The 19,558-nt window shown below is 43.8% G+C and carries 15 protein-coding genes; 8 read left to right on the plus strand and 7 right to left on the minus strand.

Annotated elements, in window-relative coordinates; genetic code table 11:
- Positions 1 to 2: 2 nt before the first annotated feature.
- The gene (locus AB4583_RS03630) at positions 3 to 1,442 is read right to left on the minus strand and encodes a TolC family protein (RefSeq protein ID WP_017063805.1); all 1,440 of its coding nucleotides are present in this window, start codon (positions 1,440 to 1,442) and stop codon (positions 3 to 5) included.
- Between the two features lie 215 nt (positions 1,443 to 1,657).
- Positions 1,658 to 1,885 carry a hypothetical protein gene (locus AB4583_RS03635; protein ID WP_009846577.1) on the minus strand — a complete coding sequence of 76 codons (228 nt, stop codon included), beginning with the start codon at positions 1,883 to 1,885 and terminating at the stop codon, positions 1,658 to 1,660.
- 666 nt (positions 1,886 to 2,551) lie between these two features.
- Between AB4583_RS03635 and AB4583_RS03640 the strand changes: the two genes are divergently transcribed.
- The 6 genes from AB4583_RS03640 (at position 2,552) to AB4583_RS03665 (ending at position 9,933) form a co-directional block, all read left to right on the plus strand.
- Entirely contained in the window at positions 2,552 to 4,159 is a 1,608-nt protein-coding gene (locus AB4583_RS03640) for an ATP-binding protein (protein WP_372116485.1), read from the plus strand.
- 69 nt (positions 4,160 to 4,228) lie between these two features.
- Entirely contained in the window at positions 4,229 to 4,924 is a 696-nt protein-coding gene (locus AB4583_RS03645) for a response regulator (RefSeq protein ID WP_017069356.1), read from the plus strand.
- A 410-nt stretch (positions 4,925 to 5,334) separates the two neighbouring features.
- Positions 5,335 to 6,837, plus strand: coding sequence for a glucose-6-phosphate dehydrogenase (zwf, locus tag AB4583_RS03650; RefSeq protein WP_017070947.1), 1,503 nt, complete (start codon positions 5,335 to 5,337; stop codon positions 6,835 to 6,837).
- The gene (gene pgl, locus AB4583_RS03655; protein ID WP_248641252.1) at positions 6,834 to 7,568 is read left to right on the plus strand and encodes a 6-phosphogluconolactonase; all 735 of its coding nucleotides are present in this window, start codon (positions 6,834 to 6,836) and stop codon (positions 7,566 to 7,568) included. Before zwf ends, pgl begins: the two co-directional genes overlap by 4 nt.
- A 28-nt stretch (positions 7,569 to 7,596) precedes the next feature.
- On the plus strand, positions 7,597 to 9,045 hold the full coding sequence (gnd, locus tag AB4583_RS03660) for a decarboxylating NADP(+)-dependent phosphogluconate dehydrogenase (RefSeq protein ID WP_017069357.1): 1,449 nt from the start codon (positions 7,597 to 7,599) through the stop codon (positions 9,043 to 9,045).
- Between the two features lie 474 nt (positions 9,046 to 9,519).
- Positions 9,520 to 9,933, plus strand: a complete 414-nt coding sequence (locus AB4583_RS03665) for a VF530 family DNA-binding protein (RefSeq protein WP_010438513.1) — start codon at positions 9,520 to 9,522, stop codon at positions 9,931 to 9,933.
- A 116-nt stretch (positions 9,934 to 10,049) separates the two neighbouring features.
- Here the strand turns inward: AB4583_RS03665 and AB4583_RS03670 are convergent, their stop codons facing one another.
- From AB4583_RS03670 to AB4583_RS03690, 5 genes are all read right to left on the minus strand, one after another.
- Complete coding sequence (locus AB4583_RS03670; protein ID WP_123283324.1) at positions 10,050 to 10,241, minus strand: hypothetical protein; 192 nt, start codon at positions 10,239 to 10,241, stop codon at positions 10,050 to 10,052.
- A gap of 255 nt (positions 10,242 to 10,496) precedes the next feature.
- Entirely contained in the window at positions 10,497 to 11,255 is a 759-nt protein-coding gene (locus AB4583_RS03675) for a sulfite exporter TauE/SafE family protein (RefSeq protein WP_017069358.1), read from the minus strand.
- Positions 11,256 to 11,447: 192 nt separating this feature from the next.
- Positions 11,448 to 12,968 (minus strand): tripartite tricarboxylate transporter permease, encoded by a 1,521-nt coding sequence (locus AB4583_RS03680; protein WP_372051457.1) that lies wholly within the window; start codon positions 12,966 to 12,968, stop codon positions 11,448 to 11,450.
- 10 nt (positions 12,969 to 12,978) lie between these two features.
- Positions 12,979 to 13,479 (minus strand): tripartite tricarboxylate transporter TctB family protein, encoded by a 501-nt coding sequence (locus AB4583_RS03685; RefSeq protein ID WP_004733594.1) that lies wholly within the window; start codon positions 13,477 to 13,479, stop codon positions 12,979 to 12,981.
- Positions 13,480 to 13,721: 242 nt separating this feature from the next.
- Positions 13,722 to 14,693 carry a tripartite tricarboxylate transporter substrate binding protein gene (locus AB4583_RS03690; protein WP_004733595.1) on the minus strand — a complete coding sequence of 324 codons (972 nt, stop codon included), beginning with the start codon at positions 14,691 to 14,693 and terminating at the stop codon, positions 13,722 to 13,724.
- A 497-nt stretch (positions 14,694 to 15,190) separates the two neighbouring features.
- Here AB4583_RS03690 and AB4583_RS03695 point away from each other — a divergent pair, with 497 nt between their 5' ends.
- Both AB4583_RS03695 and AB4583_RS03700 read left to right on the plus strand, forming a co-directional pair.
- The gene (locus tag AB4583_RS03695; RefSeq protein WP_372116473.1) at positions 15,191 to 18,364 is read left to right on the plus strand and encodes an HD domain-containing phosphohydrolase; all 3,174 of its coding nucleotides are present in this window, start codon (positions 15,191 to 15,193) and stop codon (positions 18,362 to 18,364) included.
- Positions 18,365 to 18,755: 391 nt separating this feature from the next.
- Positions 18,756 to 19,475 carry a GntR family transcriptional regulator gene (locus AB4583_RS03700; RefSeq protein WP_102428969.1) on the plus strand — a complete coding sequence of 240 codons (720 nt, stop codon included), beginning with the start codon at positions 18,756 to 18,758 and terminating at the stop codon, positions 19,473 to 19,475.
- Positions 19,476 to 19,558 lie beyond the last annotated feature (83 nt).

A 19,558-nucleotide genomic window follows, 5' to 3' on the forward strand; every position in this document is an offset into this window, starting at 1 on the left:
AATTATCCTTTTGACTGGCTAACGGTGTCTGTTTTTGAGTCGAAATCAGACGGAACAGAGGAGGTTAAGTAACTGGAGTAAGCATTCATTTCGCTGGTTAGCGCTAACAGCTTGTTGAGAGAGATTAGGTATTTGAAGCGAGCAGCAGATTGCTGGGTTTTAATGCTCGCAAGATAAAGCTCGGCATCAACCACTTCTAATGAGTTAGATAACCCTTGTGTGAAGGCTTTTTTACGAAGTAATAGGTTTTCCTGAGCTAAAGACAAGCTCGAGTTTAGGCCTTGAACCTCTTCAATGGCTTGGTTTGCTTCAAGGTAAGTCTTTTGTACCAACACGGTTAAGTCTTGCTTAGCTTGTGACTTAAGGAATTGAACCTGTGATACGGCACTGTGAGCCGCAGCGACTTTGTCGGAACGGCCAGAGGTATCAAGCAGTGGCACATTCACACCAATGCCAACCAACCAATCGGGTTTCATTTCACTGGCTAGAGAGTCATCTTCATACAGGCTGTAATCACCATAAAGGTAAACCTCTGGGTAGTATTTACCTTTCTCGGCTTTAATTAAGCTGCTTGCTTGTTTCTCTTTTGCATCAAGAATCTTAAGGCCGGGGTAGGTCATGAGTGTCTGGTCAATGAACACGTCCATATGAGGCAGGTTCTTATTGATAAACAGTTGTTCAGAGGGTTCTACACTTTCATTTTGACCAAGGATCTGGGTCAACGCCAATTGCGCAATTTTAAGATCGTTCTGAGCTTTCGTGCGCTCTACAATCGCTTTATCTAAAGAAGCATCGGCTTGTAGGCGTTCTACTCGGGCGATTTGTCCTTGCTGTTCAAGCTTGATGGCGAAATCACGATGCTGAGTTAAGCCTGCTTCAACGGCTTGACGCGTTCTCACCACGTCTTCCGCTAAGATCACCGAGAAGTAATACTTACTTAAGTCTTCGTAGCGAGCTTGTTTCTCCATCAACAGTTGGCTTTGCGCTTCTTCGCTTTTACCTTCAGCCGCATTTTGCGCAGCGGTTATTCGACCACCAGTGAAGATAGGCCACACAGCACGAATGGAAGAGCTAAAGATGTCTTGTTCGGTAATCGTTGAGGTAACGCCACCAACTAGAGGGCGCAAAATCGCGGATATAGCAGGGTTTACTCCACTCAAGCTATCTGAAAACTGTTCACCATTAATCGTCACATCACTATCAAGGTGCGTGTAGTTAGCCCCTAAGGTAATAGAAGGAAGATTGAGGCTACTTGTTGAGTTCTGAAGGTGTTGATAACGTTCAACGTTGGCTTGTTGAGCCGCAAGAGAGTTGTTGTTCTCTTGGAGAATTTGCCACGCTTCAGAAAAAGTGAGCGGAGCTGCATAGCCTGGCGAAGCCATAGTGCCGAGAAGCATACTGGCGATCGCAAGGTATCGGAATTTTGGTTTGGTCATCTGCATTAAATACCAATTAGAGTATTAACTCTAATGTTAACAGGGCGATAGTCATTTGTCTTGAATAGATTGTCTCATATGAATAGAAATTCTCATAACTCGTTAATCAAGTGTAAATAAGATTGAGTGACGTGAATATCAAAGATAAATGAAACTTAAAAAGCACGCATAAGCATGCTCTTTAAGTTCAGTATAGAAGTGTTTTTACAAAATGAAGTGGCTTATTTAAAGCTAGGACAATGGTGATCGGCGCGCCATACCAATTGTCTTGAACCTTGCATTGTTTGTAATAAATCTCTACCTGACATTTGCGGGAATGCTAACAATACCTTGAGATCGAGAGGGGAGGTGCCATCTTTCTCATAGGCTCTTACGTGAGTAAAAGTCGATTGTAAGTGTTTGAACAGCATAGTCTTAGTAAGACAAATTCCAAAGTTATCGCGTTTCATTGCCTTGTTTCCTTTTCAACAATGTTTATACGTTATGTTTGTTATCCTGTTTCTATTGGACGTTGCCACTGACTGATCGATACTTCCTGCTCATCAATGTTTTATTATTGGGTGATGCTTTTATCAGTCACCTCTTCGTTGTCTGGCTAGCCGAGTTTGAAATAGCGATGGATGAATAGGGGAGAATACTTAATCCGTTTGTTCATCATTCGTAACGGCGAGCGTGCAACTTTTAGTTATAGATACGTCCAGCGAGCGAAGGGTTGTTGCTATTTTGTTAATCGAAGTTTCGATTCAAAGCGCGGTCTGAAAATCATGACCTATGGCTTAGCAACAATAAACTTCTTCATATGCAACCATTATAATTGTATTTATTTTAAACAACCTAAAAAACACCTAAAAGCTTAGTGATCTAGCTCAATATTTATTCGTTTATTTTGGTTTTTAAGCTAATCAGTCCTAAAAATGAACGATTAATCGAGATGAACAACGTAAAGGATTATCAATTAACAATCTGCTCAATTATTTAGTTGAGTAGCAGTCACAAATTCACGCCCCTAGAAAGGTCATGCGATTAACTTGGTGTTAACATTGATCGTCTAACACTAGGGACGGTGGAATATGAAATGGAGCAGTATCAGTTTCCGTAAAAGGTTACTGATTATCATGACGGTCACTGGCCTCGTTGAACTTTTGATTCTTGCAGCTGCTGGTTTTTACTACATCAAACAATCTCAAGAACAAGAGATGGGTTTGAAAGCGTTAGGTGTTGCTGAATTTCTATCTGAATCGCCGCTTGTCACCAGCATTATTCAAGAAAATGGAACGTTGGACCCTAATGGCGTTCCCTACGTTTTGTCTGAAGAAACCCAAGTTAAATTTCGTAACCTTACTCAGCTCATTGGCGCGGCGTTTATCGTTGTTGGAGATGATAAAGGTATCCGCCTGATTCACCCTTACGATGACAGGCTCGGCAAACCCATGCGTGGTGGCGATAACCAAAAAGCATTGGTATTGGGCGAGTCTTATGTGTCGACAGCCAAAGGATCGCTGGGTTTTTCAGTTCGTGGTAAATCCGCGGTAAAAGACACCCAAGGTACCGTTATTGGTGTGGTGTCAGTTGGTTACTTATTGGATTCGTTGCAAGATCGAATCGAACCTTACTTAGCCTTTTTGATTGTGATGGCGTTGCTGGTGGTTGCGGTCAACGCTTTGATTTCGAGTTATGTATCTCGCCGTTTTCAACGCGCTATTTTGGGCTTTGAGCCTGAAGAGATAGGCCGGTTGTATGTTGAGCTAGATGTAACCATGAGTACCGTGAAAGAGGGCATTCTGAGCATCGATAAGCACGGCATTTTACGTTCAATTAATAAGAGTGCCTGCGATATTTTATCGATAGACAGGGATAAAGCACTCAATCAACAGCGCCTTTCTGATGTATTGCTAGGCAGTGATTTAGAACAACTGCTATCAACCGGCGACACCGACCACGATGTTGAGTTGTATTTAAACAATAAGCGAATCATTGCTAACCGAAGCCCGATTATAGTGGCAGGTGAGGTGGTCGGGGCGGTATCGAGTTTCCGATTACGAGATGAAATCAACGATTTAACAGACCAGCTCTCACAAACCAAAGAATATGCTGATCTACTGCGTTCACAAACCCACGAGCATCAAAACAAGCTTAACACTATTAGTGGCTTGATTCAGATGGGCGAGTTGGATTCTGTTCAACAATTGATTGGTCAAGAAACCGCTCATTACCAGAGCTTAATTGAGTTCTTAAGAGAGACGGTGAAAGACCCTCTTATTGCAGGCATGCTTTTAGGCAAAACAGAGCGAGCTCGAGAGATTGGGTTAGAGCTTAAAGTGGAAGAGGGATCAAGGCTTGAAGCTCTGCCTAGCTGGTTAAACGCGGATGACGTTGTCACCATTCTTGGCAACCTGATTGATAACGCCTTTGACGCCACCATGACGGCGATTAAGCAAGAGGGTCAAATTGCGCCAGCGCGTCGGGTTATTGAAGTTTCAATCAGTGATTTTGGTAATGAAATTATCGTAGAAGTAGAAGACAAAGGGTGCGGTTTGCCGAAAGAGTTGGCGACCAAAGCACTCACCGAAAAAGGTGTATCGAGCAAAGCGAAGCAAAATCGTGGTGTGGGTTTGTATCTGATAAAGCAGCTGGCAGACCGATATCAAGGGCAGCTTGAAATGGTCGACAACCAAGATTTTGGCACGCGAATGACGGTTTATTTGCCAAAAGAAGAACAATAATAATTAAGCACGAAGCGATCTTGTGAAGATCATCGTGACGGAAAAAATATGGTTAAAGGAAGAACATAAATGAACGCAATCACGAGAGTCATGGTCATTGAAGATGATATTGCGATTGCAGAGCTACACCATCGTTATTTAGAACAGATGGGTGGCTTTGACGTGGTCGGCATTGCCACTACACAGTCTGAAGCGCTGATGCAACTGGACATCTTAAAACCGAATTTGGTGTTATTGGATGTGTATCTGCCGGACGGGTGTGGGCTCGATATTCTTAATCACGTAAGAGGGAGCAATCAAGGCTGCGACGTTATCTTGATTACTGCTGCTCGGGATGTCGATACGCTGCAGCAAGCAATGCGTGGTGGGGTGGTCGATTATCTATTGAAACCAGTAATGTTCCCTCGTTTGGAAGCGGCACTGAAAAAGTATCAATCTCAACAGCAAGAGTTTGAAAGTGTGTCGGATTTGAATCAAGGTTTGGTTGATAAGATGCTGCAAGCCAATGCCAAAGCGGACTCTGGAAAAGTATCCACCTTACCCAAAGGCATTGATGGCGTAACGTTGGATAAGATCAGAGCCATTTTTCAGCAAGCTGATGCCGTTAATATTACCGCCGATGAAGCCGGAGAACGAATTGGTGCTAGCCGAACCACCGCCAGACGCTATTTAGAATTTTTGATTACCACTGGTGAGTTAGTCGCAGACTTAAATTACGGTACCGTAGGTCGCCCGGAGCGCTGCTACAACAAAGCGCAAAGATAAACACGACACCATCAAAATAAATATAAAGCCAGTTGAATAAGCTGGTTTTACCTTTTTCTCCCTTTCCTATTGCTCACTCCACCGACCAGATACCGTTCTTTCTTGACTACACTGTTTGAGAATGCCGATTTGCTTCTCCCTCGGGTCAAATGAACGGAACTATCGATTAGAATTTGTTCGAAATGAGTCAATATTTAATCGATTGCTTTCACAGTGGTTGATGTAAATCAAATAGTCATAGACAATACTGTCCCGAATAGAGGTGATAGCTTTCACCCTCGTTTACCAAACGCATTCTCAAATTTAATAGGCGCTTACTATTGATGTAATAGTTAAGACCTATTATCTATTTTCGTATGTCGCTGATACCTTTGGCGAATACTAAAAACCTTGTTTTTATAGGAAAGATGATGGTAATACCTGAAAACAGCAGCATCGTTATTTTTGGTGCGTCGGGAGATCTAACTTACCGCAAGTTAATTCCTGCTCTATACCACCTGTATGCTAGCAATCAACTACCAGAATCCTTTGCGATTCTTGGAGTGAGCCGTACTGAGTACAGCGATGAGTCTTACCGTGAGAAGCTGAAGAAGTCTCTTCAGGAAATGGAAAAAACTGAACCAGAGACGCTGAATGCATTTATTGAACATCTGCATTACCAAGCGATCAATACTTCAGATGTAGACGACTATGCTCGTTTAGCACAACGTCTAGACAAGCTTGAGCAAGACTACCAATTCGAAAACCATAACACATTGTTCTACTTGGCAACCCCGCCAAGCCTATACGGTGTGATTCCAGCAAACCTTGCTGCGCATGGCCTTAACGATGAATCGAACGGCTGGCGTCGTCTGATCATCGAAAAACCATTTGGTTACGACTTAGCATCAGCTCAAGCGTTGGATGAAGAGATCCATCATCACTTCCAAGAACACCAGATCTACCGTATCGACCATTACCTTGGTAAAGAGACGGTTCAAAACCTTCTAGTGCTTCGTTTCTCAAACGCGATGTTTGAACCACTGTGGAACCGTAACTTCATTGAATACGTTGAAATCACAGGTGCTGAGTTCCTTGGCGTTGAAGAGCGTGGCGGATACTACGACGGTTCTGGCGCAGTTCGCGACATGTTCCAAAACCACCTGCTGCAAGTGCTAGCGATGGTAGGTATGGAGCCGCCTGCACAAATTAACGCTGATTCTATTCGTGATGAAGTGGTTAAAGTGCTTCAGTGTCTCAAACCGCTAGAAGAAGACGACCTGCGTAAAGATTTAGTGCTAGGTCAATACACAGCGTCAGACGTTCGCGGCCAGCAGTTGCTTGGTTACCGTGAAGAGCCGGGTGTTGCGGATGACTCTCGTACTGAGACGTACATCGGCTTGAAAGCTCACATCAATAACTGGCGTTGGAATGGTGTTCCTTTCTACGTACGTACAGGTAAACGCTTACCAACACGTGTGACTGAAATCGTGATTCACTTTAAGAACACGCCACACCCAGTATTTGGTCAAGATGCACCAGAGAATAAGCTGATTATCCGTATCCAACCGGATGAAGGTATTCAGATGAGCTTTGGTTTGAAAGAGCCAGGCGCAGGCTTCAAAGCAAAAGAAGTGAAAATGAACTTCTCTTACTCTGACTTGCCTGAAACTCAGATGCTGACGGCTTATGAGCGTCTTCTTCTTGATGCACTGAACGGTGATGCGACTCTGTTTGCACGTACCGATGCGGTAGAAGCATGTTGGAAGTACGTTCAACCAATCTTAGACTTCAAGCAAGACCCTCAAGCACTGTTTGGCTATGCTTGTGGTACTTGGGGCCCACAGGAAGCAGATGAACTTCTGCAACGTGATGGCCGCGCATGGCGTTTCCCATGCAAAAACTTAACAGACACGGATTACTGCGAACTATGATCAATCACAAGATCTTTGCAACGCCTGAACTGGTTGTTGAAAACCTAGCAAATGAAATGAAAGCATACAGCGAGCAGGGCACACCTGTTCACATTTCACTGTCTGGTGGCAGCACGCCAAAAATGCTTTTCAAGCTTTTAGCACAGGCGCCTTACGCGGAAGGTATTCAATGGAATAACCTTCACTTCTGGTGGGGCGACGAACGTTGCGTTGCACCAGACGACGCTGAAAGCAACTTCGGTGAAGCAAACGCGCTCTTATTTTCAAAACTAAAAGAGTTTACTCAAGTAAACCTTCCTGCTGAAAACATCCACCGCATCCGTGGTGAAGATGAACCAAAAGCAGAAGCAGAGCGTTTCGCAAAAGAGATGGCAGACGTAATCCCAACAGAAAACGGCACGCCTGTATTCGATTGGATTCTGCTTGGTGTTGGCGCAGACGGCCACACAGCTTCACTATTCCCAGGTGCAACCAACTACCAAGATGAGAACCTATCTGTATTAGCTTCTCACCCTGAGTCTGGTCAAATCCGTGTTTCTAAAACAGCGAAAGTTTTAGAAGCAGCAAAACGAATCAGCTACCTAGTACTGGGTGCAGGTAAAGTTGAGATCGTTAAAGAAATTCATACAACTCCTGCTTCAGAACTGCCTTACCCGGCAGCGAAAATCCAGTCTAAAACTGGCGAAACAGAGTGGTTCTTAGATTCAAATGCAGCAAGTGCTATCGCATAAGTGCGAATAGCCGCAAGGAGATAAAATAATGAAAGGTGATATCGGTGTAATTGGCCTAGCAGTAATGGGTCAGAACCTTATCCTAAACATGAACGACCACGGCTTCAAAGTTGTGGCTCATAACCGTACTGCTGCTAAAGTAGACGAGTTCCTAGAAGGCCCAGCTAAAGGTACTAACATTGTTGGTGCTTACTCTCTAGAAGAGCTAGTTGAGAAGCTAGAAGCACCACGTAAAGTGATGCTTATGGTTCGTGCTGGTGACGTTGTAGACACGTTCATCGAAAACCTAATCCCACTTCTAGACGAAGGCGACATCATCATTGATGGTGGTAACACTAACTACCCAGACACTAACCGTCGTGTAGCGCATTGTCGTGAGAAAGGTATCCACTTCATCGGTACTGGTGTATCTGGTGGTGAAGAAGGTGCTCGTTTCGGTCCTTCAATCATGCCAGGTGGCGCGGCTGAAGCTTGGGAAGCGGTTAAGCCAATCTTCCAAGGTATCTCTGCAAAAACTGACGCTGGCGAGCCTTGTTGTGACTGGGTTGGTAACGACGGTGCTGGTCACTTCGTTAAGATGGTACACAACGGCATCGAATACGGTGACATGCAGCTTATCACTGAAGCTTACCAGTTCATGAAAGATGGCCTAGGTATGTCTGCTGACGAGATGCAAGCAGTATTCGCTGACTGGAACAAGACTGAGCTAGACAGCTACCTAGTTGAAATCACTGCAGACATCCTTGGGTACAAAGATGAAGACGGTGAAGCGCTAGTTGAAAAGATCCTAGACACTGCAGGCCAAAAAGGTACGGGTAAGTGGACCGGTATCAATGCACTAGACCTAGGTATTCCTCTAACGCTTATCTCTGAGTCTGTATTCTCTCGTTGCCTATCTGCACTGAAAGATCAACGTGTTGAAGCTGAAACTCTATTCGGTAAGACAATCACTCCAGTTGAAGGTGACAAGCAAGAGTGGGTTGATGCACTACGTCAAGCTCTACTGGCTTCTAAGATCATCTCTTACGCTCAAGGCTTCATGCTAATGCGCGAAGCGTCTAACGAGAACGGCTGGGATCTAAACTACGGCAACGTAGCACTAATGTGGCGTGGTGGTTGTATCATCCGTTCTGCATTCCTAGGCAACATCCGTGATGCGTACGAAGCAAACCCAGACATCGCGTTCCTAGGTTCTGACGAGTACTTCAAAAACATCCTACAAAGCAGCCTAGCGGCATGGCGTAAAGTAGCAGCGAAATCTCTAGAGTCTGGTATCCCAATGCCATGTACGATTTCTGCGCTATCTTTCCTAGACGGTTACACAACTGCACGTCTACCAGCGAACCTGCTTCAAGCTCAACGTGACTACTTCGGTGCTCACACTTACGAGCGTACTGACCGTCCACGTGGTGAATTCTTCCACACAAACTGGACTGGTACAGGCGGCGACACTGCTTCTACAACTTACGACGTATAATCGTTAGTTAGAATCAGTTAAGAACCTTGTTGTTCTTATTAGCTGTAAACTAGAAAACAAAAGGATGCCAACTGGCATCCTTTTTTGTTGGTTCTGCAAGAGAGTCACGTAAAGTAAATTTAATACAACCCGTTAAGCGAGCGCAGCTTGTGGGCTTTGCGTATCACTAAATATATGGATTTTGCATACGGTTACCGTAGGTTTTGTTAAGTTAAACCAGTCTCATAATCTTTAAGGGGAAATTTTGTTCACAGAATGTCTTAGTCTGTATAGCGAGCTAAGGTAGGGTGTTAAGTGACCAATTCGAAATTAATTTCAAAGATAAATAGGATAACGAGTATGCTTTATGCCATCATAAAGGCATAAATAAGGGCAATGGATGTAATGCCCAAGTGATTGAGCTAGAAATGGTCAGTGATGACGGTGTTCTAGAGTAAATTCAAGGCCTTTAGTTGCCTTGAAAAAGGTAATGTTATGACTGAAGAAGAAAGAATCGAACTGCAACAAAATAACCCGCTACACGGCTTAAAGCTTGAAACCATGATCACTGAATTAGTGGATCACTATGGTTGGGAAATTTTAGATGCGGCCATGCGTATGAACTGCTTTAACACTAAGCCTACAGTGGCAAGTGCAGTTAAATACCTGAAGAAAACCGAATGGGCTCGTGAGAAGGTTGAAAACTTCTACCTTTACCGTTTCAAGCGCATGCCTAAAGCATCGGACATCGAATACCAGATGCCTCCGCGTTCACGTACATTCCGCCATGGGCTAGAGCCTCGTGAGCCAATGGAACTAACGGTTGAGTCTATCCACGCTTCTCAAGCTAAAGCTGCGTCTGCATTTAAAGAGCGCCGCGGCGGTAACGGTCGTAACTTCCGTCGTTAATAAGAAGGCGTCGTTAGATAAGGCGTCGACGATTAGTACGCCTAATTAGATAAGCGAAAAACACAAAAGGAGCCTATGAGCTCCTTTTTTAATTCGTTCGATTAAACCGTAATTGGCTAAGCTTCGCGGTTCTTTCTTTGATTCTTCCAAAGATCGGTGACATAAACGATTGCACTGATAAGTAAGAATAGCGCTGACACAGAAAACAGAGCGGGCATTTTTAGGATCCACGCGAATGTGGCAGCAAGAAAAGCGACAAAGCAAATGAGTCGACTTGATGACATGACATGACCGAGTTTAGTGTTCATAACGCCTCCTAATGAAGTCTCACTTTCGACAGGAGAATTATCCTACCTTTGGCAAAATAAAGGCTAAAAAACAGTCTAAATTGTTATCAAATTTACTAATTAAAGGACTCGTCTCACACATATCGACACGGTTATTTTATAAGTAATAAAATAGCGAGATAGGTAATGCGAGAGTCAGCTTTCCCGCTGTGTTTTCCAGTTAGAATTAGATTCAGTTTCGGGTTTAATTAGTGTCAAACCGACTTAGCATAAAACCTAGTTATTATAGAAAAAGTAAGCGGTGATTAAGAAACTCGCGATGATCACTGTATTACGAACATATTGTTGTGGGATGCGGCGAGAGACTTTTGCTGAATAATAACCACCAACCAATGTACCCAATAATACAGCCATGCCAGACGGCCAATTAATCGAACCATTTACGATAAAAAACACGATCGCTGCGAGGGAAGCACACGCGGACACGAGCAGTTTGATGCCATTCATCACGTTGATGTTGGTGTAACCAGCCAGCGCCAAATAGCTCAATGTCACAATGCCCAAACCTGCATTAAAATACCCACCGTAGATAGAGACAATCAAAAGTAATAAAGCGGAAAAGAATGCGCCTGCGCTAGTGGCGTGCTTATGTTTTGCTGTAGCTTGTTTAAGCCATTTATTGAGCGTGCCGCCAAACGTGAAAAGCAGAGCAGCATACAGCAACAGCCAAGGGACAGATTGAGTGAACAGAGCTTCTGGTGTGTGCAGCAGTAAAAATGCCCCGATACCACCGCCAATCACACATAAAGCTATAGTCAGTTTTAGCTGCTTAGTACCAGATTGAATTTCGTGGCGCAGAGCGTAGGCTCCGCTAATGTATCCAGCACACGAAGCAAAGGTATTGGTCGCGTTGGCTGCTATTGGTGGAACGCCAGCAAATAACAAAGCAGGGAAAGTGATGAAGCTGCCGCCACCCGCAATGGAGTTAAGCACACCGCCAACCACCCCTGATAAGAATAGAATCAACCAATCCATAGTTTTAGAATCCAATACGTTAACTAACTGGTTACCTTACTTGAATTTGTTATGAATATCAGCGCCATGTGTGTTGTAAAGATAGGTTTGTGAGTTTGCTACCATCTTTAACCGCTGGTTTTAATTGAGGCTTTAAATGAAAAAAGGAGCCAATGGCTCCTTTCGTTGAGGTTTAGTTGATTCGATAAAGCTTTACACTTCTACTGGCTTCGCTCTAAAACTCTTAAATAGTTTCACTAGAATCGGGCTAGACAGCACCAATACCGCCAGAATAGTGAAGGTCATCGTAATAGGGCGTTCCCATAAGAAGTTCAACTCACCATCGCTGATCATCAATGCTCGTCTTAAGTTCTCTTCCATCAAGCCGCCCAATATGAAGCCTAACAGTAATGGTGCCAATGGGAAGTTGGCTAGCCTTAATGCTATCGCAGCCATCGCTACCAGTAGCATCACAAATACGTCCATCGTGTTGAATGACACCAAGTACACGCCAGTGATTGAGAAGAAGATAATCATTGGAAGTAGAACCGTTCTAGGTACCGCTAGCAGTTTAGAGATATATGGGATCAACGGTAGGTTTAAGATAACCAGCACGATGTTGCCAAAGTACATCGAGATAATCACCGACCAAAATACGTCTGGGTGTTCAACGAACAAGCGAGGACCAGGCTGAATACCGTAGGCAATCAATGCACCAAGCATAATCGCAGTTGTACCAGAGCCCGGAATACCCAGCGTTAGTAGCGGAACGAATGAACCACTTGAAGCGGCGTTGTTTGCTGATTCAGGAGCAACAAGACCACGGATACTGCCTTTACCGAACTCTTTCTGCTTGTCTTTTGGCGCGAGGCTACGCTCCATACCGTAGCTTAGGAATGCCGCAATAGTGGCACCTGCGCCCGGTAGAACACCGGTAAAGAAACCGAGAATAGAAGATCGAATTGAAACTGGTGCCACTTCTTTGAACTCTTCTTTGGTGACCTTCATGCTACCAATATCCGACATCTTTTGGCTTTCTTCCGCGCTGGTGTCTTGCTCTGGTTTTAGAATACCCATCAAGGTTTCACCCAGTGCGAATGTTGCCATCGCTAATAATAGGAAGCTAAAGCCATCCATCAGATCCGTAAGGCCAAAAGTGAACCGTTCAACGCCAACACCTTTGTCGATACCTACAGTTGATAGCATCAAACCAAGAATAGTCATCATCCACGCTTTGATTACCTGACCTGGGCCTGCAAACGCCGCTACAGCGGACAAACCTAATAGCATCAACGCAAAGTAGTCTGAAGACTGGAAGCTCAGTGACACGCTTGCTAGAGCCGGTGCGGCAATCAAAAGCATGATTGCTGAAAGCGTACCGCCTGTGAAAGAAGAGTAAGCCGCGAGAGCAAGTGCTTTACCTGCTTGGCCTTTTTGAGCCATCGGGTAGCCGTCAAACGCGGTTACTACCGTTGAAGAACAACCCGGAGCATTGATTAAGATGGATGACGTCGAGCCACCAAATACAGCGCCGTAGTACACACCAGCCAACAAGATTAGGCCAGAAGAAGGATCTAGGCCGTATGTAATCGGGATCATCAACGCGATTGCTGAAATTGGACCGAGTCCCGGTAGCATTCCAATAAAGGTACCAACAAAACAGCCAACAATTACCATCATGATGTTCATTGGCATCACGGCGGTAGAAAGTCCTTGTAAAATTCCGTCTAACATAATGTTATCCCTACCAAAGAGTGAAGATTAAACCAGGCTCTAGGTAGATATCTAAGCCTTGAGTTAATAAAAGAAAGAACGCGATAACGAAAGGAAACGACGCGCCAAATAAGACAGCTTTGCGGCGCTCACCCAGTAGGTAAAAGCCTGCAAGTAAGAAGAAGCTGGTTGCTAAAACAAAGCCAAGATAAGTCAGTCCAACACCGTACAGAGCCATTAACACCAAGAAGCCAATAAGCAGTTTCCAGTTCAGCGGCGTAGTGTCGCATGTAACTTTTTTATCCGGCTGTCCGGTTATAAGCAGGATCAACGAAAGGCCAATGCCGATAAACGTTAGCAGGATAGGTAAGGTTCTTGCTGTGAAGGGTTCGTACTCGTCACCGGGGAACAAAGGAATCAGCGTGGTTTGGTAGCCATAGCATAAACATGCAAGCATAAAGAGCATGGCTCCGATGCGATCCTTCGAAAGCAAAGATTCCTTACTCAGAAATTTGGTTGGTAAGTCCGACATATCCAACTCCATTTGGGGTGGTATAAAAAGTAAAAAAGCCGTACATGAGCGAGTCAATGAAATGTCTGGGATCACTAACCAAAGGTGAGCGAATTACATGACTTGGTTAAGCCACTTGCCTCTACAACGAATCAGCAAGCTTTAGCAATACACTACGAATAAACAAAGGAGTTTGAAGTTAACTCATGCACGGCGAAACAAGGAAAGAGTAAGAGGGCACATAGGCCCTCTATGGTTGTTGGTTATTTCAAGAAACCAAGCTCTCGCATTAGGTCGCCCATCTGTTTTTCTTGATCTTCTAGGAAGGCGTAAAAATCTTTGTCAGCTTTGTAGTTGTCGATCCAACCGTTACGGTCACGAACCACTTGCCACTCATCGGTTTTGTACATTTTGCCAAGCGCTACATTCCACTCGTCGATCTTCGCTTGGCTTGTGCCAGGTGCCGCAAAGAAACCACGCCAGTTAGCGAATACGGTTTCGTTGCCGTACTCAGTCAGTGTTGGGATGTTAGGTGCAGCATCAAGACGCTTTGGCGCCGTCACAGCAAGCACTTTTACTTGGCCAGATTTAGACATCTCTAGCACTTCACCAAGGCCAGTAGAAAGCAGCTGTGTTTCGCCAGAAAGCAGTGCCGCCATCGCTTTACCGCCAGCATCGTAGGCAATGTAACGTACTTTTTTAGCATCAAAACCTTCGCCTTTGAACGCTGCCGCAACCACAAGGTGGTCCATGCTGCCACGAGCTGAGCCACCAGCAATTTTCACTTTACGTGGGTTGGTTTCGAATTCTTTAACGACGTCTTCCCAAGTGTTGTACTTAGAATCTGCAGACGCGACAATTGCACCGTAATCGGCAATGGTTGCTGCTACAGGAGTTAGGTCACGGAAAGATTGTGGGAAGATCCCCGTTAGTGAACGAACAACGATAGGCGTTGAGTTCACCATTAGCGTGTCTTCTTGGCGTTGAGCCGTTTCGATTAGGTGAGCAATCGCTTTACCGCCACCGCCACCAGATAGGTTTTGGAAAGAGACATTTTCTACGATGTCTGATTTCACCAATACATCACCCGTACCACGAGCTGTCATATCCCAACCACCACCAGCGCCGCCAGGGATTAGGAAGTGGATTTTTTCTACGTCAGCAGCAAAAGTGTTGAAAGAAAAGGTTGCTGCGATGATAGAAGCCGCAAGAGTAGGTTTCAGTGCCTTGAACATGGTTCACGTTCCTTATGTAGGGGATCTCTTCAATGGAGAGAAACTTATGTTTTATTTCCAGCTACTAAACAGATGAGTAGGATATTGCTTAGCAGATGAAGCTAAAGTTAACGGTGTGTTAATGAAATGTCTGTAATGCGGCGATATTGAGAATAAAGAACATTGGATTAATATTGTTCATAAAGTTCACGGTAACGTGTTTTTGTCCATTTACTGTTGAATGATATCTGGATTCTAAAATCGTAGTTATTGTCTCAGAATGATTGAATTCATTGACAAAGGTTGGATTTAACTAGCGTTTTCTACTCGAGTGCATTGGTTGTTGGTCTATATTGTTAGATGTGACTACGATAACTATTTCTGCAAAAGAGTCAGGTGTATAGAGGTGTTAGATTTTAGATGTGGAATAGAGTTACTATAGTTGATATGCAACTTAAGCGGTATTGATTGCGCTAGGCTGTTAACTTTGGAGTTGGCGATTATTCAAGGATGAAATAATGGCATTAAAAAAAATTTCGTTACGATTTACTGTTGGAGGAATGTTTTTACTCGCGACATTTCTTACCGCTGTTGTTGCGGTTTCACTGCAATATTACTTCAGTAAAAAAATGGCGACTGAGAATACCCTATCAAAGTTGACGATGGTGTCCCAAGAGCTGAGTAACTATATCGGCGCGGTTGATTCTGACGCAGCCAATACGGCGCGTTTACTTTCTTCAGTGAAACGTTCTATAAGTAACAAAATATCGAAAGAAGAGTCGCGTAGTATTCTTTCAGAAGCAATTAAAGATAACCCTCTCTTTTATAGTATTTACATTGGCTCATCTAATGAAAACTTCTTCCAAATTATTAATCTAGAATCTGCCCCTGTCGTTAGAGAAAAAATCGGTGCACAACAAAAAGACCGTTGGGTTGTGGTTGAGATTCATAATATAGGGGAGGAGCGCGTCCGTACGACGAAATATTTTGACCAAGAGTTTACGCTAAGAAACTCAACTACGGAGCAGAGCAACTACCTTCCAACAACCAGGCCTTGGTATGTTTCTGCCAATGTTCAGTCGGTCGAAAAAACTCAGCCATATCTTTTCCAGCATTTACAAATTACCGGGCAAACTTATTCTTTAGCGTTTGATTCGAAAATCGAATCTGAAGTTCAACATGTGATTGGTATTGATATTGTGTTGTCTTCTTTAGCTAGCAAACTATCAGGTACGGCGCTTGGCTTAGCAGAAGACAGTAAGGTTGAGTCTTTCTTATATTCGAAATCGGGTAATATTATTGCGTCTAACCTCAAGGTTAACAATCAGGAATCGGAGTTTGATGTATCAACATTGATGCTATCGTCTGAGCAGCAAGCCTTGATTAACGATACCCCTCCGCTGTTAGTGTCTAATCAAAATGATTGGGGGCCGATGGACTTTTCAGTGGCGGGAAAACCAAACGGCTATGCGATAGACCTTCTTAAAATGATTGGTGAGATGACAGGGATCAGGTTTGAATTTGTTAATGGTTTCTCTTGGGGCGAACTTGTCAGTAAGTTTCAAGAAGGAAGTATTGATGGCTTGCAATCGGTTCAACATTATAAAAATAATGGCATAGATGGCCTATACACGACTCCAATTTATGAATTGCCATTTTCTATCGTGACAAGGGTCGGCGCGAAGGTTGTCACTAATTATGCCGAGCTTGAGGGTAAAAAAGTTGCCATTTTATCTGGGTGGTCAATTATTCCTAAGTTGAGAGAGGATTTTCCGAACATTGATTTAGTTGAATTTGAAAACCTAGAGTCTGCATTTAATTCAATTGAAAGCGAAGAGAACTTTGCTTTCTTAGAAGCAGAACCCGTACTCTCGTTTGCATTAGATAGGTTTTTCCAGCCAGGCCTTGTTGTCAATGGGACTCTAGAAGATCTAAAACAGAACTACTCAAACCAATTCCATTTGGTGCTGCAGAGCAAGCATAAACAATTGCTCCCAATCATTGATCAAGCTATCAGTAAGTTAAGTGGTGAACAACTTGATGCCTTAGCGAAAAAGTGGCTGCATGATACCGGCTTTAATACGAATACGACGGTTCCTTATACTGAACTTTATGATTTGACTAAGGAAGCAACGGTTGAAGGCAGTATGGTAAGGGTAGAGTTGAATGGCGAGATCAAGCATCTCTATTTAAAGAAAATAGACACGGGCGAACACTACTCTGAGTATTTTGCGGTATTGATTCCCGAATCTGAAGTCTTCAGTACAGTCAATAAGCGTCTAGCAACCTCTGTTGGTGTAACGATTTTACTGATGAGTTTAACCTTGCCTGTGGCTTGGGTCTTTGGTACACCGATAGTACGTCCTATTCGCCAATTAGAGAAAGAGACTCACAAGGTTAAGTTGCGTGACTATGACAACGTAGCTGTGCTTAATACTCGTATTAAAGAAGTGTGGGAGTTATCTGTTGCTGTAAAAGAAATGGCAATGGAGCTTAAACGACATGAACAGAGGCAAGAGGCGTTTGTAGAGTCGTTTATCAAGCTTATCGCCCAAGCTATCGATGACAAGTCCCCTTATACGGCTGGGCACTGTAACCGTGTACCAGAGCTAGGTTTGATGCTAGCTGACGCGGCGGAACAATCGCAGTCTGAGCACTTCAAAGACTTTGAGTTTAAAAATGATGACGAACGCCGTGAGTTTAGAATTGCGGCTTGGTTGCATGACTGCGGAAAAATAACAACGCCGGAACACATCGTCGATAAAGGTACGAAGCTTGAGGCCAACTACAACCGAATTCACGAGGTGAGAACTCGATTTGAGGTATTGTGGCGTGATGCTGAAATAATAGCATTAACGAAACAGCTTGAAGGCAAGCTAGCGAGCGAACAAATCCAAACAGAGTTGGCTGAAGCGCAACAGAAGCTACAAGATGATTTTGAGTTTATCGCGACGTCTAATGTTGGTGGTGAATTCATGAGTGATGACAAAGTTGCTCGTATTCGCTTGATAGCTGAAACGACTTGGACGCGTAACTTTGATGATCAACTTGGTCTATCACCGATAGAGGCAATGAATCGAGAGCCGAGTTCAAGTTTACCAGCCACAGAACCACTTTTGAGTGATAAGCCAGAGCACATAGTGAAAAGAGATAGGCCGTTAGAATTTGACCCGAAACATCAAATTAAAATGGATGTGCCTGAGCACTTATACAACCTAGGCGAAGTCTACAATCTGAGTATTGCACGCGGTACATTGACTGCTGAAGATAGATTTAAGATAAACGAGCACATGCTTGGCACGATTAAGATGCTTGAGAACCTGCCATTCCCGAAAGAGCTAAGTCGTGTTCCTCGCTACGCTTCAACTCACCATGAAACACTTAAAGGTACAGGGTATCCAAGGAAGCTGACTGGTGATGACCTTTCAATCCCAGAACGTATTCTGGTGATCTCCGATATTTTTGAGGCATTAACCGCTGCAGATAGGCCTTATAAGAAGGCTAAGCCAATCAGTGTTGCTGTCGACATCATGTATAAAATGGCATTGGACGAGCATCTCGATATCGAACTGTTTAGATTGTTCTTAACCAGCGGCATTCACCTGCGTTATGCAGAAGAGTATCTGAAGCCGGAACAAATTGATTTCGTTGATATCAGCAAATACCTAGATGTTACTCGTCAGATTGCTTGAGTAAAGGTGGCTTGTTAGAACGGGGTCTATGAATGAAAGGCGCACATGAGTGCGCCTTTTTTATATCTGTTTATCGGTGAACAGGTAGATCGACACAAAGTGCTCTGCGTTTGTCAAGTCTGTCTATAAGTTGTCGACACATTGGTTTCGAGTGATTTTAGGGTAGGGAAGGGTTTAGCGGCTCTTTCTTTGCTTAAATCGATAAATAACAAGTGGTTGAATTGTTTTTAGTGTCCTTTTAAGTAAGTTTTTATCGCCTATAGAAAGTACTACCTTAGTCTAAATTGTCGACAATTTGCTTGATTGTCGACAATTTAATCGTGTATTTTATGTTCATGTTATGGAATTGTTGACAATTAAGGTTCAGCAAATAGAAGTGAGCAGCGTGAATATGAATACTGCGATAAAAGATCTCAGCTTAAATGCAAACACGAAAACACGTGTTAGCGATAAAGAGAACACTAAATCAGAAAATCTCACTGAGTATCTCGTTGAGGCGATTGTTAGCGGTGAATTACTACCGGGCAGTAAGATTTCGGAACCTGAATTGGCTAAACGCTTCGAAGTAAGCCGAGGCCCATTACGTGAAGCGATAATGCGAGTTGAAGGGCTTGGCCTAATAGAACGCATTCCACATGTTGGCGCGCGAGTGATTACTTTTTCGGCAGAAAAACTGCTAGAGCTTTACGCGGTGCGAGAGGCTTTGGAAGGCATGGCTGCTCGACTCGCAGCGAGACATATCACACAAGAAGAGCTTGTCGGGCTTGAAGGGTTATTGTCGACACATTCAAAGCATATCGATGAAGTCGAAGGTTCTTCTTACTTTCATCAACATGGGGATTTCGATTTCCATTATCGCATTATCAAAGCGAGTCGTAACAGCAAACTCATTTCGCTGCTGTGTGACGAGCTTTATCACCTATTACGAATGTACCGCTATCAATCGCCTAGGGCTCAGTCTCGACCAAAAGAGGCGCTCGATGAACACAAATACATCCTACAAGCGATTCGTAATCGCGATGAAGAGCTAGCAGAAATGCTAATGCGACGACACATCTCGGGCAGTCGATTGCTAATAGAACAACAAATTCAATCCAAAGATCTTGATTAAGCGACCATTGGAATCTGTCAGCGGATCAGTGCTGGCGATAACCAAAAGCCGTAAGTCTTAAAGGTTAGCTAGAAATAAACAAT

Source organism: Vibrio sp. 10N.222.49.C12 (genome assembly GCF_041475025.1).
Lineage (GTDB): Bacteria > Pseudomonadota > Gammaproteobacteria > Enterobacterales > Vibrionaceae > Vibrio > Vibrio crassostreae_C.